At 56.0% G+C, this 16,202-nt stretch carries 13 protein-coding genes; 6 read left to right on the forward strand and 7 right to left on the reverse strand.

The features are described from left to right. Window positions 1–16: 16 nt before the first annotated feature. From yhdP to csrD, 7 genes are all read right to left on the reverse strand, one after another. Window positions 17–3,817, reverse strand: coding sequence for an AsmA2 domain-containing protein YhdP (yhdP, locus tag ACNQ0W_RS20000; RefSeq protein WP_062933434.1), 3,801 nt, complete (start codon window positions 3,815–3,817; stop codon window positions 17–19). A gap of 42 nt (window positions 3,818–3,859) precedes the next feature. After that, window positions 3,860–5,329 carry a ribonuclease G gene (gene rng, locus ACNQ0W_RS20005; RefSeq protein ID WP_003860405.1) on the reverse strand — a complete coding sequence of 490 codons (1,470 nt, stop codon included), beginning with the start codon at window positions 5,327–5,329 and terminating at the stop codon, window positions 3,860–3,862. After that, window positions 5,319–5,912 carry a Maf family protein gene (locus tag ACNQ0W_RS20010; protein WP_040118162.1) on the reverse strand — a complete coding sequence of 198 codons (594 nt, stop codon included), beginning with the start codon at window positions 5,910–5,912 and terminating at the stop codon, window positions 5,319–5,321. The genes rng and ACNQ0W_RS20010 overlap by 11 nt, the downstream gene beginning before the upstream one ends. A gap of 9 nt (window positions 5,913–5,921) precedes the next feature. Beyond that, window positions 5,922–6,410, reverse strand: a complete 489-nt coding sequence (mreD, locus tag ACNQ0W_RS20015) for a rod shape-determining protein MreD (protein ID WP_003860402.1) — start codon at window positions 6,408–6,410, stop codon at window positions 5,922–5,924. After that, complete coding sequence (gene mreC, locus ACNQ0W_RS20020) at window positions 6,410–7,426, reverse strand: rod shape-determining protein MreC (protein WP_003860400.1); 1,017 nt, start codon at window positions 7,424–7,426, stop codon at window positions 6,410–6,412. Before mreC ends, mreD begins: the two co-directional genes overlap by 1 nt. A gap of 62 nt (window positions 7,427–7,488) precedes the next feature. Then, window positions 7,489–8,532 carry a rod shape-determining protein MreB gene (gene mreB / locus ACNQ0W_RS20025; RefSeq protein ID WP_000913396.1) on the reverse strand — a complete coding sequence of 348 codons (1,044 nt, stop codon included), beginning with the start codon at window positions 8,530–8,532 and terminating at the stop codon, window positions 7,489–7,491. 282 nt (window positions 8,533–8,814) lie between these two features. After that, the gene (csrD, locus tag ACNQ0W_RS20030) at window positions 8,815–10,755 is read right to left on the reverse strand and encodes an RNase E specificity factor CsrD (RefSeq protein ID WP_062933435.1); all 1,941 of its coding nucleotides are present in this window, start codon (window positions 10,753–10,755) and stop codon (window positions 8,815–8,817) included. A 184-nt stretch (window positions 10,756–10,939) separates the two neighbouring features. Between csrD and ACNQ0W_RS20035 the strand changes: the two genes are divergently transcribed. The 6 genes from ACNQ0W_RS20035 to accC all read left to right on the forward strand — a co-directional run bounded on the left by ACNQ0W_RS20035 (window position 10,940) and on the right by accC (window position 16,126). After that, on the forward strand, window positions 10,940–11,914 hold the full coding sequence (locus tag ACNQ0W_RS20035; RefSeq protein ID WP_062933436.1) for an MDR family oxidoreductase: 975 nt from the start codon (window positions 10,940–10,942) through the stop codon (window positions 11,912–11,914). A 77-nt stretch (window positions 11,915–11,991) separates the two neighbouring features. Then, window positions 11,992–12,993, forward strand: coding sequence for a protein-methionine-sulfoxide reductase catalytic subunit MsrP (gene msrP / locus ACNQ0W_RS20040; RefSeq protein ID WP_062933437.1), 1,002 nt, complete (start codon window positions 11,992–11,994; stop codon window positions 12,991–12,993). Continuing rightward, the gene (msrQ, locus tag ACNQ0W_RS20045) at window positions 12,994–13,593 is read left to right on the forward strand and encodes a protein-methionine-sulfoxide reductase heme-binding subunit MsrQ (protein ID WP_003860393.1); all 600 of its coding nucleotides are present in this window, start codon (window positions 12,994–12,996) and stop codon (window positions 13,591–13,593) included. A gap of 234 nt (window positions 13,594–13,827) precedes the next feature. Continuing rightward, window positions 13,828–14,280, forward strand: a complete 453-nt coding sequence (gene aroQ, locus ACNQ0W_RS20050; RefSeq protein WP_062933439.1) for a type II 3-dehydroquinate dehydratase — start codon at window positions 13,828–13,830, stop codon at window positions 14,278–14,280. A 21-nt stretch (window positions 14,281–14,301) separates the two neighbouring features. Continuing rightward, complete coding sequence (gene accB / locus ACNQ0W_RS20055) at window positions 14,302–14,766, forward strand: acetyl-CoA carboxylase biotin carboxyl carrier protein (RefSeq protein WP_003860389.1); 465 nt, start codon at window positions 14,302–14,304, stop codon at window positions 14,764–14,766. A 10-nt stretch (window positions 14,767–14,776) separates the two neighbouring features. Continuing rightward, window positions 14,777–16,126 (forward strand): acetyl-CoA carboxylase biotin carboxylase subunit, encoded by a 1,350-nt coding sequence (gene accC / locus ACNQ0W_RS20060; protein ID WP_003860388.1) that lies wholly within the window; start codon window positions 14,777–14,779, stop codon window positions 16,124–16,126. Window positions 16,127–16,202: the final 76 nt, after the last annotated feature.

Consider the following 16,202-nt stretch of genomic DNA (forward strand, 5'->3'; position numbering starts at 1 on the left):
ACCTGCCCACGTCAAATCATTGCTGTGCTTCTTTGCGCGGCTGGCGCAGCACCTCATTAATCTGTGGTTTATCAACCGGCCCGGTAATGCGATAGCGCAGAATCGAGACTTTGCTCCAGAGCGGCCCCAGCACTTTACTGGCCGCAAACACCGCCGCACCGACAATCGGGTTAACCACAAAGGCTGCCGCAACGCCCACGCTTGCGGAAATCTCCGGCGCCACCACGGCTTCCATATCCAGCTCGCGGCGCACGAGATCCACTGACCCTTTCATCGCGATATCCGCTTCCAGGCCGTCCACCAGCGTGTCGTCGGTGTGCAGAACGCCGTCTTTGATCCACGCCGTGCTGCGAATGGAATCGTAGTAGAAACCTTCGCTGAAGGTGTCGCTAAAGTCGAAGCGCAGCTTGCGCAGCAGCGCGTCAAAACTCAGCAGACGCAGGATCTGCCCGGCGCGCCCCGTGCTCACATCGGCAATCTCACCCTTACCGAAGTTGGTTTTCAGGATGCCGTTAAGCGAAGCTTCATCGGGTGTCCATGGCGCAGCGCGCCAGTGCAGATCGTAATTCACATCGAAGGACGATCCGCGCAGCGGGGTGCTAATGCCGAAGAAGTTAGCCGCGGCGTCCAGCTTGTTGCCTTTAATATCGCCCTTCAGCGAGGTGCGCTGTTCACCCGGTTTGTTCACCCATTCGCCCGCGGCAGTCATGCGGCCAAAGCCGGTATCCACCAGCCCACCAGAGAGGTTCAGCGTATTGCCCTGAATAGCAAAATCACCGTCGATACGGCCATATTTTTGCCCCCACAGCCAGCACTCCGCACAGCGTAGCTGGAGATCGGGCCAGCCGCTGAAATCCACGCGCGTGGCCTCGCTTAACGGAGAAGCGCTTGTCGACTGAGCGTGAGATGCCGCAAAGGTCGGGTTGTAATAGAGATAACGGATAGCCGCCTGCCATGGGGCGTTATCGCGCATCGTCAACGAACCGTTAATCTCACGCCCCTGCGCTTCGACCTTTGAGCCGTTTACCGTCGGCCGGGAGACAATACTCAGGTTGTTCCACTGCTGCCCGCCCAGCGTCAGCGCAGGCGTTCGCAAGGTAATGGACTGCGGGAACTGCGCCGTTTGGTCGACGTTTTGCCCGACACCTTTCTGGAACAGTGCCAGCCACTCTGCGCCATCCATCGGCGGGAGATTCAGTTCAACGCCCGCCTGCTCCGGCAGCGGCGGCGTGGTACGGCTGTCCGTCGTCCAGATCGCCCTGTCCAGCGTCAGCTTGCGGTTAAGCAGCCAGCGGCTATTGAAGTGGTTTGTGCCGCCAGCATTTCCGGTTAAATCGAAGCTGTTAAGGTTGCCCGCAACCTTAACGTTGACGGGCAATGCTTCACCGCTTTTCTTATTCAGCGGCGCGGGAAGCTGGCTGCTGAGGTTTTTCAGATCGCCCGTAATGTCGACGTTATAGCGCGCACCGGCATGATAAGGCAGGTCGATGGCGACCTTGCCATTCCATGACACCGCGCCGTCCACCGCATTCTCAATCGGCTTCGGCAGAACATCCATGCGTGACGGCTGCCAGTTCGCGTCCATATTGACCGCCACCTGGTAGGCTTTATCGCCCTCGGTAGTGGAGAAATCGATATTGACGGGTTGATTGAACCAGGTCGCTTTCAGCGGCTCACTTTTCAGCGTGCCGTTAACAAAGCTGAACTGACCGCTGAGGTTGTTCAGCGTGCTGTCCAGCGGCTTGATATAGAGGCTGTTGTTATTAAGGCGAACGTCGCCTTTGGCGGTGGTCATTTCACCGTCCAGCGGGATATCCAGATGTAAGCGAGCATTCACATCGCCATCTAATTGCAACTGCTGAAGGGTGGCTGCCAGGGAGTCATTCAGCGGCGTATCTTCAAAGTACGGGCCAACCGCTTTGCCCGGCCCCTTAATATCCGCATCAATCAGCAGTTTCTCTTTGGAGTAATCCGGGATGTTTGCCGTCAGGTTGCTTGCCGTTATGCCGCCCAGCGCAACGTTGTCCGTCTTCATCCACAGGCCGTCATTCAGGAAGTTGAGTTCAATATCCAGATTCTTCAGCGCCGGCCAGTCCGGCTGGAAGGCATAGGTGGCGTTGCGTAGCGGCACCAGAACCTGGAACTGGCCTTCGTTGTGCTTATACGGGAACAGGTGCGGGTTGCCGCCGTAGACCAGCGTGGCGTTATCCGCCTGGCCGCCCTGAATGGCGCCGCTGAGATAGTCCACCAGCGCTTTCCCCATCAGGTTTTCCGGGAAATAGCGCCACGCCTGTGAACCGTCATCCGTGCTGATGCCCGCCAGAATACCCAGCCACGGCTCATCGCCTTCAGGCTGTAGATAACGAAAATTACCGCGCGCATGGACCGCTTTGGCTTTCACATCGATATCGCGGCCATCGAGCTGAAAACCTTTGTCATTCTTCAGCCAGTTGAGGGTGGCATTTCCCTTTTCGATCTCCAGTGGCGCACGGAAAACCGTTTCGTACGGCATTTTCGCGTCCTGCATTTCTGCCGTCAGCCTGCCGTTTTCCACGCTTCCTTCCAGTTTACCGCTGAAGTGCTCGGCACCCGGCAGCAGTTTCCACTGTTTCCATGCGAGGTTTTTCCATGCCGCCTGAAAACGCGTCTTTTCCGTAGCCTGGAGCGGAATATCCAGCGCCAGCCGGTTTATCTGCCCGCTCGGCTGCGTCGCCAGCCAGATTTCGCCCAGCTCCGGGGAGAGTTTTGCGGCCATTGAACGCAGCCCTTCGATCGCCGTCAGATCCAGGTTACTGGCGCGGATACGCAGCTCGTCGCTGCGTTTACCGTTTATCCCGCCGACGTCCTGTTCCGGCATCCACGCCAGCGTCAGCGCGCCGCGCGGCCAGGGTTTGTTATCCATGGAGATGCGCGTATCCGGGATAGCGAACTGCCAGCCGCCTTTATCCTGCGTCACGTGTGCGGTGAGGTTATCGACGGAAAGTTGATGCTGATGGTTTTCCCCCTTCCAGCTCGCGCCCCCCTGCTTAAGCCAGATATCGCCGCTGGCGAACGCCCCGTTCGTCAGGGTCATCCAGCCTTCCAGGCTGAAGCGCGCGGTCTCCAGCTGCATATTCTGCTGTAGCCACTCACCGAGCCACGGCTTCACATCCACGTCGTCCGCCTGTAGCCACACCCTGCCGTTGTTCAGCAGGCCATTGTCGTCACGCAGATCCATCCGCACCTGCATCACGCCGTGCTGCCCGTTCAGGCTGGAGAGATTCACCTGCCCCTCGGCGCGGTGGCGATCTTTCCCGTTAAGCCAGGTCAGCTGTGGGATCGCCAGCTCAGCGCGCTGCCCGGAAAGGGTAATAAAGCTCACTTCGCTGTCGCGCAGATCGAAATGATCGAACTGCCGCAGGAACAGATCGTTGATACGGCTGGTTTCCAGCCCCCGATCGCTGTCGCCGCTTTGCAGCGGCGTGTTAGTCATCAGCTGAAGTTGATAAAAGGTGAGATCGCGAAACTGCCAGCGCAGATGCAGCAGGCTTTGCCAGACATCCAGCGCCAGGGTGACGCGTTTGATTTTGAGGTGGCCGCCATCTTTCAGGCTGGCGCGGATATCCCGCGCATCAAGCGTCGGGCCAAAGTTCTGCCAGCTTGCCTCGATATGGCTCACGTCCACCGGCAGGCCGGTGGCGGATTCGATTTTTGCCAGGATCTGCGGACGCCAGCTGTCCAGATGCGGCAAGGCGAGACGCAGCCCGCTCACGAGCAACGCGACAATCACGACCAGCGTTGCCCCTGTAAGCAGTAAAATCCCCGGCAATCGCCTCACGCGTCTCTCCTTGTCAGCCTTAAATCTCGCAGCGAACTGCGTTTACATCATGACGACGTCAAACTGCTCCTGGTTATAGAGCGGCTCAATTTGCACTTTTACCTGTTTGCCGACAAAGATTTCCACTTCCGCCAGCGCGTGCGACTCTTCCCCTTTCAGGGCCTCCGCCACCGCAGGGGAAGCATAGACCAGAAAACGGTCTGAGTCGTAGGCATGATGGACACGGACAATCTCACGCATGATCTCGTAGCAGACCGTCTCCACCGTCTTTACCGTTCCGCGTCCATGGCAGGTTGGACACTCATTACACAGGACATGTTCCACGCTTTCGCGGGTCCGTTTCCGGGTCATTTCCACCAGACCGAGCTGCGAGAAGCCATTGATGCTGGTTTTCACGCGATCTTTACTCAGCGCCTGCTCCAGGGAGTGCAGCACGCGACGGCGGTGATCTTCATTGTTCATATCGATAAAGTCGATGATGATAATGCCGCCCAGATTACGCAGACGAAGCTGACGCGCGATGGCCTGCGTCGCTTCTATGTTGGTGTTGAAGATGGTGTCATCGAGGTTGCGATGGCCGACGAACGCGCCGGTGTTAATGTCGACGGTGGTCATCGCTTCGGTTTGATCGATGATCAGATAGCCACCTGATTTCAGCTCAACCTTACGCTCCAGCGCACGCTGGATTTCGTTTTCAACGTCATAGAGGTCAAATATCGGCTGGCGTCCGGTGTAATGCTCCAGCAGACCCGGCATCTCCGGAATGTACTCGGCGGTGAACTCCAGTAAGGCTTCGTACGTCAGACGGGAATCCACGCGGATGCGGTCAAGCTGGGCGTCGGCGAAATCGCGTAATACGCGCTGAGCGAGCGCCAGCTCACCGTACAACCGGTAGCGGGTTTGGTTGCGTTTTTTACGCTCCATCACTTTGGTCCAGACGCGCTTCAGGTAGGCCGCATCCGAGGCCAGATCTTCTTCGCTGATCCCTTCCGCCGCGGTACGGATAATAAACCCGCCCTGCTCGTCGCAGTAGGCGCTGACCACCTTTTTCAGGCGCTCACGCTCGCTTTCGCTCTCAATACGCTGTGACACGCCGACGTGCGACGCCCCCGGCATAAAGACCAGATAGCGTGAAGGCAGGGTGATGTCGGTGGTCAGACGCGCGCCTTTGGTGCCCAGCGGATCTTTTACCACCTGCACCATCAGATCCTGGCCCTGACGCACCAGCTCAGAAATGTCGCGCACGGCAAACTGCTTTTGCTCTTCGCCTGCCACGCATTCGGTGTGCGGCATGATATCGGAGGCATGTAAAAACGCCGCCTTATCGAGCCCAATATCTACAAAAGCCGCCTGCATACCCGGCAGTACACGACTGACACGACCTTTGTAGATATTGCCTACGATTCCGCGTCGCGCTTCACGCTCAATATGAATTTCCTGAAGAATGCCACCATCAATGTAGGCCACACGGGTTTCCGATGGCGTTACGTTTACCAACAATTCAGCCGTCATAATTATCCCTTCCCTCACGCAGTGAGTTAAAATTGCTCAGCAACTCATACGTTTCCACCAGCGGTAAGCCGACTACGGCGTGATAGCTGCCATTTATCTTCCTGACAAAACAGCCACCCAACCCTTGAATACCGTATGCACCTGCTTTATCCATAGGTTCACCGCTGGCGATATAGCCGGCGATCTCCTCGTCGGTGAGGACTCTGAACGTCACTTCCGTTACCACAAGGCAATCCAGAACGTACTGGCTGTCTGCCAGCGCTACCGCCGTCATCACCTGATGGGTTTGTCCGGACATGCTACGCAGCATCCGCGCCGCATGGTCTGCGTCGCGGGGTTTCTCAAGCACCTCACCATTGAGAATGACGATGGTATCCGCACCCAGCACCGGTAAGTCACGCGGCACGCATGCGACGCCCGCCTGCGCTTTTTCACGCGCCAGACGAGAGACATACTGCTGAGCGCTTTCACCCTCAGCGCGTTTTTCTTCGATACCGGTAACGATGCGTTCGAAGGAGACACCCAACTGCGCGAGCAGTTCCTGGCGACGCGGAGAACCGGAGGCAAGATACAAAGACGTCATAGAAACCTTTTATTGCACGGCAAACTGCTGGCGAATTTTACGCATCAGCAGGAACAGCCACGGCCAGAGCACACCGTTTACTACACTACTCCAGAACACTTCCGGTCGGAAAGAGACGTTGATCACTAAAAACTCTGCCCAGAAAACAACGATATCCGCAGCGAGCGACAACAACATCACCACCAGCGCCTGTTGCCAGAGCGCAAGGTTACGAAAGAGCTGGAATTTGAGTGCGACGAGATACGCAATAATGCTCATGGATAAGGCGCGGACGCCAAGCGTAGAGCCACTGATAAGATCCAGTATGGCACCCATCACAAAACCTGTGCCGACATTTACGCGGTGCGGCAGGGCAAGGATCCAGTAGAGCAAAATGAGCAATACCCAGTTTGGCCGGAAAACAAGAATGTCGTCCGGCCAGGGCATAATTTGCAGCAATAGTGCAACGAGGAATGAGAGCCAGATTACCCAGCGCCCCTGGCTACGATAACTGGCCACTACTGCCCTCCACCCGAGACTTGCGGCGGTGGCGGCGCATCCGGCAGCGGCTGCGTTAACCCCGTCGCCGGAGCCGGTACGGGTGCAGGTGGTCCCATCGCATCCGGCGCAGGCAGCACCTGCGGCATCATCTGCATCAGGCGTTCATTGGCCACGCGATGCACATCTTCCGGTGTCATCGGGTTAGCGCCGTTACGATCGGCGCCCCACAGCAGTAGCAGGTAGCGCAAACGCTGCAAGCCAGCCGTTGGACGCGCCTGAATCACGGTGTAGGCACGCTGAGTATCGAGCTTCACGGAAGAGACAACCGCAACCGGGTAGCCCTCAGGGAAACGACCGCCCAGACCGGACGTCACCAGCACGTCGCCCACGCGGATATCCGTGTTGGCAGGCAGGTGTTCCAGTTGCAGATCGTCCGTGCAGCCATTACCGGCGGCAATCACGCGAATATCGTTACGCAGCACCTGAATCGGCAGTGCATGGGTGGCATCGCAAATCAGCAGCACGCGGCTGGTCAGTTTGGCAACCGCCACAACCTGGCCCACGACGCCTTTATCGCTGATGACAGGCTGACCTTCGTATACGCCGTTCACGCTGCCTTTATCAATCACCACCTGATCGCTGTACGGATCGTTTACGGTGGAGATCACCTGGGTGACCATTTTCTGTTCATCCTGGCGCAGCGGCGAGCCAAGCAGTTCACGCAGGCGTGCGTTTTCCTGCTTATATTGCCCCAGCATCAGCAGCTCGCTGTTTTTCAGCAGCAGTTCCTGGCGTAACGCACGGTTTTCGAGTTCGAGCTGGTCACGCGATGAAAGCGTTTGCGACACGGAGTCGAGCAGTTCACGGGGACCATTTGAAATAAAGTAGAAAGGACTGACGGCGGTATCCATGTACGTTCGGATCTGGCTGAACGTACCGAGGCGGCTATCGGCAATAATGACCCCGAGCGCAACCAGAACCGCCAGGATCAGGCGAAACTGTAGCGACGGGCCACGGCTAAAAATTGGCTTCATAGGCTATGCGTATTCTCGCGTCAGAGAGAAAGGGTAGCAAATTGCTACCCTCTCACACCCGACTACTCTTCGCTAAACAAGTCGCCGCCGTGCATGTCGATCATTTCCAGCGCCTTGCCACCACCACGGGCGACGCAAGTCAGTGGATCTTCTGCAACTACGACAGGAATACCTGTCTCTTCCATTAACAGGCGGTCGAGGTTACGCAGCAGCGCACCACCACCGGTCAGTACCATACCGCGCTCGGAGATATCGGAGGCCAGCTCTGGCGGGCACTGTTCCAGCGCAACCATCACCGCGCTCACGATGCCGGTCAGCGGCTCCTGCAACGCTTCCAGGATTTCGTTGGAGTTCAGGGTGAATCCGCGTGGCACGCCTTCCGCCAGGTTACGACCACGAACTTCGATCTCGCGAACTTCATCACCCGGATAGGCAGAACCGATTTCGTGCTTGATGCGCTCTGCGGTCGCTTCACCGATCAGAGAGCCGTAGTTACGACGAACGTAGTTGATGATGGCTTCGTCGAAACGGTCACCGCCGATACGCACGGAAGAGGAGTAGACCACGCCGTTCAGGGAGATAACGGCCACTTCAGTGGTACCGCCACCGATATCCACCACCATAGAACCGGTAGCTTCAGAAACCGGCAGACCCGCACCAATTGCCGCAGCCATCGGTTCTTCAATCAGGAATACTTCACGCGCACCGGCACCCTGAGCGGATTCACGGATCGCACGGCGTTCAACCTGGGTTGCGCCAACCGGCACACACACCAGCACGCGCGGGCTTGGGCGCATGAAGCTGTTGCTGTGAACCTGCTTGATGAAGTGCTGAAGCATTTTTTCGGTCACGAAGAAGTCAGCAATAACGCCGTCTTTCATTGGGCGGATCGCGGCGATGTTGCCCGGCGTACGGCCCAGCATCTGCTTCGCATCATGACCTACTGCGGCCACGCTTTTTGGCGAGCCGGCACGATCCTGACGAATGGCCACAACGGAAGGCTCATTCAATACGATGCCTTGTCCTTTTACATAAATAAGGGTATTCGCGGTACCCAGGTCAATGGACAGGTCATTGGAAAACATGCCACGAAATTTTTTCAACATACTAAGGGATAATCCTGAAAGCTGGGGCGGAAAACAAAATCCGCTTACTTTACCAACCACACGCAGCAGCGACAAGGCGCAAAAATCGTCTGCTACGGTGAAAATTAGTGCAGCACGTTTCCTTTGTTACAAATTCATCCCCTGAATCCCTCAGGGCTGAGTAAACAGCAGCGTCCCTCACTTTCACTTGTAACCCATTAAAGGTCGTTCACTGGCTTTTATGCTCGTCTTACTCAAAGCTACAGGCGCGATATTCTACGTGAAAACAAAGTAAACGGCAGGTCAAACAGAGTATCTTTGCAAATATTTTTTCACATTGGTGTCAAGCGGCTGAGAGGCGGCAAAAAAATCCCCCTGACCGCCCGTCACGCCGCGCTCTGTCAACATCTGCCATTCACTTCGTGAACGTACGCCTGCGGCAAATACTTGCGTTTGCGTTCCTTTGCACGCTTCCACCAGGCTTTGTACCAGCAGCTGGTTTTCGGTGCGTTTTTCAATATTCCTTACCAGACCCGGATGCAGCTTCAATAATTCAACATCCAGCTCTTTGATCCAGCTGGTGCTCACCAGCGTCAGACCCGCCTGGGTTACCGCCACACGAGCCCCTAGCGCATTGATTAAACGCACCACAGGGCGCAACCGGCTGATGTGTTGACCTACATCTGCCTCTGCAAGTTCAAAAATAATGCGTTTGCGTTGCGATTTTTCGCATTGCATTAACGTGTCACGTAACCAGCGCTGGAAGCGCGGACGGATCAGCGATTCGACGGTCACCTGCAAAGCCAGATTTTCTTCAGGCCAGTACGATAAAAACGGAATGAGGCGGGTGATTTGCTGACGGTCATACTCTTCGGACAATCCGAATTGCAACACCATGGGCAGATATTCCGCGGAGATAACCTCTTCGGTGCCATCAAAAATACGGCACATCAACTCACGATGATGGACATGACCACTCTTCATGACCGCCGGTTTTTGATAGATGCGCGGCCCGCCCCGGCTCAGCATCTGTTCAATCAGGGTTCGCCAGCGCACGTTGCCACGCCCTTTCTCCGGCAGCGTATCATCATAGACCGCCCAGCCGTTCGCCCCCTGCAATACGGCGTTACGCGTGGCCGCTTCCGCATGTTCCATCACCTGCTCCGTTGACTGACCGCCGCGCCAGGCACAGATGCCCATATGCACCATGTCGTCTCTGTCGAGCATTTTGCTCTGGGGCAGCGCATCGACGGCTTTCAGCAGCTGGCTGGCGATACTCTCGGACTCCTTTAAGGTGCGATGCGGCAGCAAGACGGCAAAGTCGCTGCGGTGGTAGCGTGCCAGTAACGCGCCGGGGTAGCGCATAATAAAGGTGGACAGCAGGTTAATCAGCGTGAAGAGGTTCTCTTCCGCCACGCGCTGGCCCCAGGTATCACGGAGCAGATCGAAGTCGGGCAGGCGAATCATCATTACCACGCCATGCGTACCCACCTTTTCGGGGTCATCAAGAAGCGTAGCCAGCTGATTATCAAAGAAGAGACGGTTGTTCAGGCCCGTTTTGTTATCCTGCGCGGCGTAAGAGCGAATTAACGTGTCCATACGGCTACGCTGATCGCTGGCAAACTGGATTTCGGAGAGCAGCACGTCCAGGGCGCTACTGGTGCGTGATGGCCATTCATAAACCGATCCCCGCACCTGCGGACCCCTCTCGCCATTCAGTATCCGCACGGAGCGTGTTTCCAGCAGTTCCTGGCCGGAAAGTTGACGACGCTGCCAGCGAACCGCGAGGAAAATCAGCAGTACGATAAAGGCAACGGCGATGGTTAAGGGCGCGGTGGTCATGAGCGAGCGTAAATAGTTGCTCATCGGATCCTGGTACATCAGATGAATTGTCATACCCGGATGTTTAAGCGAATGAACCGTAACGTCCCGATACTGATCTACCGTGCCGGCAGGACGATAGCTGCCCTGGCGGGTATGGCTGAAAACGGTCTGCTTCCCCTGTTTAATGTCGATCTGCACTATATCCACAGGCACCATTAACTCATCCAGCTCACGCGAAAGCGCCGGGAAGGAGGTTGTAATCAGGCGAGTGTCGATAACCGATGCAACCGATTCAACCCGGTTAACCAGCTTATCCTGGATGGCATTGTAAAAGCTCAGCGAGCAGCCGATTAGCGTGACAAATATGGTCAGCCCCGTCAGCAAGGTAATAAAAGCTGAGAACTTCGTCGTTAATCGCATCCTTGAGATTACTCCGTGGGTTGAAGGGGGGTGCAAGTGAGCACTAACTTGCATTTCAAATGCGACATACTACCAAACCTGGTGTATCTGGCAATTTATTGCGTTAAATCGGCACTGCGTTTCATTGAGCGAGTATAGTCATCAGAACATATTTTCCCATCATCAAACCTAGTGAGGACCCTGTATGCAGGCTTTGATCTTAGAACAGCAGGACGGCAAAACCGTTGCCTCGGTGCAAACCATTGAGGAGAGCCGCCTGCCGGAGGGCGACGTGACCGTAGATATCGACTGGTCCAGCCTGAACTATAAGGATGCACTGGCGATTACGGGAAAAGGTAAAATCATCCGAAATTTCCCGATGGTGCCAGGAATCGACTTTGCAGGCCGCGTGCATACCAGTGAAGATCCGCGTTTTCACGCCGGACAGCAGGTGCTGCTCACCGGCTGGGGAGTAGGTGAAAACCACTGGGGCGGACTGGCAGCACAGGCGCGCGTAAAAGGTGACTGGCTGGTCCCGATGCCCAAAGGCCTGGACGGTCGTAAGGCGATGATCATCGGCACGGCAGGTTTCACCGCCATGCTGTGCGTGATGGCGCTGGAAGAGGCCGGGATCCGTCCTGAGTCGGGCGAAATTGTCGTCACCGGCGCCAGCGGCGGCGTGGGCAGCACGGCCGTCACGCTGCTGCACAAGCTGGGGTATCAGGTCGCCGCCGTCTCTGGCCGCGAAAGTACGCATGAGTACCTACGTCAGCTGGGCGCAAGCCGCATTCTGAGCCGCGACGAATTTACCGAGACCCGCCCGCTGGAAAAACAGGTCTGGGCTGGCGCAGTAGATACCGTCGGCGACAAAGTGCTGGCGAAGGTGCTGGCGCAAATGAATTACGGCGGCTGCGTGGCGGCCTGTGGACTGGCGGGTGGTTTTGCCCTGCCGACGACGGTGATGCCATTTATTCTGCGTAACGTGCGTCTTCAGGGTGTCGATTCGGTCATGGCCCCAGCCGAGCGGCGGGCTGAGGCCTGGGAACGTCTGGTGCAGGATCTGCCAGCCTCATTCTTTGACCAGAGCGCCACGGAGATTACCCTGAGCCAGGCGCCTGAGTTCGCCAGTAAAATCATGGACAACCAGTTCCACGGTCGTGCGCTGGTTAAAATCGCCTAATCTTCAAATTTTCGTGACATATTCGCGCTAACCCTCCTCCTCCGTCATGCTTAGAAAAACGCCTGACGGAGGATGCCATGAAAACCCGAAAACTGACAGAAGCCGACGTAACGTCTGAATCTGTCTTTATGCTACAGCGCCGCCAGATCCTGAAAATGCTTGGCATCAGCGCCACCGCCCTGACGCTCACCCCTGCGGCTCATGCCGATCTACTCGACTGGTTTAAGGGCAACGATCGCCCGAAAGCCCCCTCCGGCGCACCGCTTAACTTCACGAAACCGGCGCAGTGGCAGAATAAACTGACGCTAACGCCGGAAGACAAAGTCACCGGCTATAACAACTTCTATGAGTTTGGTCTTGATAAGGCCGATCCTGCCGCCAACGCCGGGAGCATGAAAACCGATCCCTGGACGCTGAAGATAGATGGCGAGGTGGCAAAACCGCTGACGCTGGATCATCATGACCTCACCACCCGCTTCCCCCTTGAAGAACGCATTTACCGTATGCGCTGTGTGGAAGCCTGGTCGATGGTGGTGCCGTGGGTAGGTTTCCCTTTGCACAAACTGCTGGCGCTGGTTGAGCCCACCAGCAACGCGAAGTATGTTTCCTTCCAGACGCGCTATGCCCCGGACGAGATGCCAGGCCAGAAGGATCGGTTTATCGGCGGCGGGCTGGAGTATCCCTACGTTGAAGGTTTACGTCTCGACGAAGCCATGCATCCGCTTACGCTGCTCACCGTCGGGGTTTATGGCAAAGCGCTGCCGCCGCAAAACGGGGCGCCCATTCGCCTGACCGTACCGTGGAAATACGGTTTCAAGGGTATCAAATCGATCGTCAGCATTACGCTCACCCGTGAACGCCCCCCCACCACCTGGAACCTGGCAGCGCCTGACGAGTATGGTTTTTTTGCCAACGTTAACCCGCACGTTGACCATCCGCGCTGGTCGCAGGCAACGGAACGTTTTATCGGTTCCGGCGGCGCGCTGGATGTTAAACGCCAGCCAACGCTGCTGTTTAACGGCTATGCGGATGAGGTGGCATCCCTCTACCGTGGTCTGAACTTACGGGAGAACTTCTAAGTGCGTTTAACGGCAAAGCAGATAACCTGGCTGAAGGTACTCCTGCATTTAGCCGGATTGCTCCCCTTTATCTGGCTCTTCTGGGCAGCCAGCCAGGGACAGTTCAGTGCCGATCCGGCGAAAGATATTCAGCATTTTACGGGTCGGATGGCTCTGAAATTTTTGCTGGCGACCTTGCTCGTCTCACCGCTGGCGCGCTACGCTAAACAGCCATTATTGATACGTACCCGTCGGCTTTTAGGGCTATGGTGTTTTGCCTGGGCGACGCTGCATCTCACCAGCTACGCCCTGCTGGAACTGGGCATTAACAACCTGGCACTCCTTGGCAGCGAACTGGTGACGCGTCCCTATCTGACGCTGGGTATCGTAAGCTGGCTGGTTTTACTGGCGCTGACGCTGACATCCACGCAGTATGCGCAGCGAAAACTGGGTCGACGCTGGCAACTGCTGCATAACTTCGTCTATCTTGTCGCGATCCTCGCCCCCATTCATTACCTGTGGTCGGTGAAGATTTTATCCCCTCAGCCGGTCATCTACGCCCTGCTGGCCCTGGCCCTTTTAGCGTGGCGTTACAAGAAGTTCCGCCAGTGGTTGCGATAGTTCACGAAACTGTGCGTTTTCCCGCAGATTATTTATCAACCGCGAATCTTTTTCGGATAGCGGTTGATAATCTTCCCTGATAAGACCAGTATTTAGCTGCCAAATGCTACGAAATCGTTATAATGTGCGACTTCGGTTTTCCGGACAGGGGTTTTAGACCTCTGAAAGGGTGACAATTGCGCTTTGAGGGTATATGTTGTTTTTTACCCGAAAATCGCAGGAGATAGCGGCACAATGGCTGATAAATTCCAAATTTTAGTTTTAAACGGACCGAACCTGAACATGCTCGGCACCCGTGAGCCAGAGAAGTACGGCACGCTGACATTGAGCGAAATTGTTAACCGTCTGAGTACGGAAGCAGCGTCGCTGGATGTGGATTTGGACCATTTTCAGTCAAACGCGGAGTACGCAATCATCGACCGTATTCATCAGGCTAAAGACACTGTGGACTATATCCTGATCAATCCGGCCGCGTTTACGCACACCAGTGTTGCTATACGCGACGCACTGCTCGCGGTGAGTATCCCGTTTATCGAGATCCACCTGAGTAACGTGCACGCCCGAGAGCCGTTCCGCCACCATTCCTACCTGTCAGATATCGCCGCTGGCGTGATTTGTGGGCTGGGTGCAGACGGCTATTCATACGCTTTACAGACAGCGGTAAAACGCTTGTCACAATCACACTAAACAAGAGTACGGAACCCACTCATGGATATTCGTAAGATTAAAAAACTGATCGAGCTGGTTGAAGAATCAGGCATCTCCGAACTGGAAATTTCTGAAGGCGAAGAGTCTGTACGCATCAGCCGTGCAGCCCCAGCCGCTAGCTTCCCGGTAATGCAGCAAGCTTACGCTGCGCCAGTGCAGCAGCCTGCGCTCTCCGCAGCCGTTGCGCCAGCGGCAGCAGAAGCGGCACCTGCGGCTGCAACAGAAATCAGTGGTCACATCGTACGTTCCCCAATGGTTGGTACTTTCTACCGCACCCCGAGCCCGGACGCGAAGGCGTTCATCGAAGTGGGTCAGAAAGTCAACGTAGGCGATACCCTGTGCATCGTTGAAGCCATGAAAATGATGAACCAGATCGAAGCAGACAAATCAGGTACTGTGAAAGCGATCCTGGTCGAAAGTGGTCAGCCGGTAGAATTTGACGAGCCGCTGGTCGTCATCGAGTAACGAGGCGAACATGCTGGATAAAATTGTTATCGCCAACCGTGGCGAGATTGCACTGCGTATTCTTCGTGCCTGTAAAGAGCTGGGCATCAAGACCGTGGCCGTGCACTCAAGCGCGGATCGCGATTTAAAACACGTATTGCTGGCGGATGAGACGGTCTGTATCGGTCCGGCTCCGTCCGTAAAAAGCTATCTGAACATCCCGGCGATCATCAGCGCCGCCGAAATCACTGGCGCGGTCGCGATTCACCCGGGTTATGGTTTCCTCTCTGAGAACGCCAACTTTGCTGAGCAGGTTGAACGCTCTGGCTTTATCTTCATTGGCCCGAAAGCCGACACCATTCGCCTGATGGGTGACAAAGTGTCTGCCATCACCGCGATGAAAAAAGCTGGAGTGCCAACCGTACCGGGCTCTGACGGCCCGCTGACCGACGATATGGATGCTAACCGCGCCCATGCTAAACGCATTGGCTACCCGGTGATCATCAAAGCGTCCGGCGGCGGCGGCGGTCGCGGTATGCGCGTTGTACGCAGCGATGCTGAACTGGCGCAGTCCATCTCCATGACCAAAGCGGAAGCGAAAGCGGCCTTCAGCAATGACATGGTGTACATGGAAAAATACCTGGAAAACCCACGCCACATCGAAATTCAGGTGCTGGCTGACGGTCAGGGTAACGCGATCTATCTGGCAGAACGTGACTGCTCCATGCAGCGTCGTCACCAGAAAGTGGTCGAAGAAGCGCCAGCGCCGGGCATTACGCCGGAACTGCGTCGCTACATCGGCGAGCGTTGCGCCAAAGCGTGTGTCGATATCGGCTATCGCGGTGCAGGTACCTTTGAGTTCCTGTTCGAAAACGGCGAGTTCTACTTCATTGAGATGAACACCCGTATTCAGGTTGAACACCCGGTTACTGAAATGATCACCGGCGTTGACCTGATCAAAGAACAGCTGCGTATCGCTGCCGGTCAGCCGCTGTCCATCAAACAGGAAGAAGTTGTGGTTAAAGGCCATGCGGTAGAGTGCCGTATCAACGCCGAAGACCCGAATACCTTCCTGCCAAGCCCGGGTAAAATCACGCGTTTCCACGCGCCGGGTGGCTTTGGTGTGCGCTGGGAGTCCCATATCTACGCCGGTTACACCGTACCGCCGTATTATGACTCAATGATTGGTAAGCTGATCTGCTACGGCGAAAACCGTGACGTGGCCATTGCCCGCATGAAGAACGCCCTTCAGGAGCTGATCATCGACGGGATCAAAACCAACGTTGATCTCCAGATGCGCATTATGAGCGACGAGCACTTCCAGAATGGTGGGACTAACATCCACTACCTGGAGAAAAAACTCGGTCTGAACGAGAAGTAAGAGACCAGTGTTGCTAAAAGGCCGGATTATCCGGCCTTTTTTATTTCTGGGGATCGCTAAGCCCCATCATGTACAA

The organism is Enterobacter cloacae complex sp. 6730903 (assembly GCF_048283985.1).
Lineage (GTDB): Bacteria > Pseudomonadota > Gammaproteobacteria > Enterobacterales > Enterobacteriaceae > Enterobacter > Enterobacter hormaechei_C.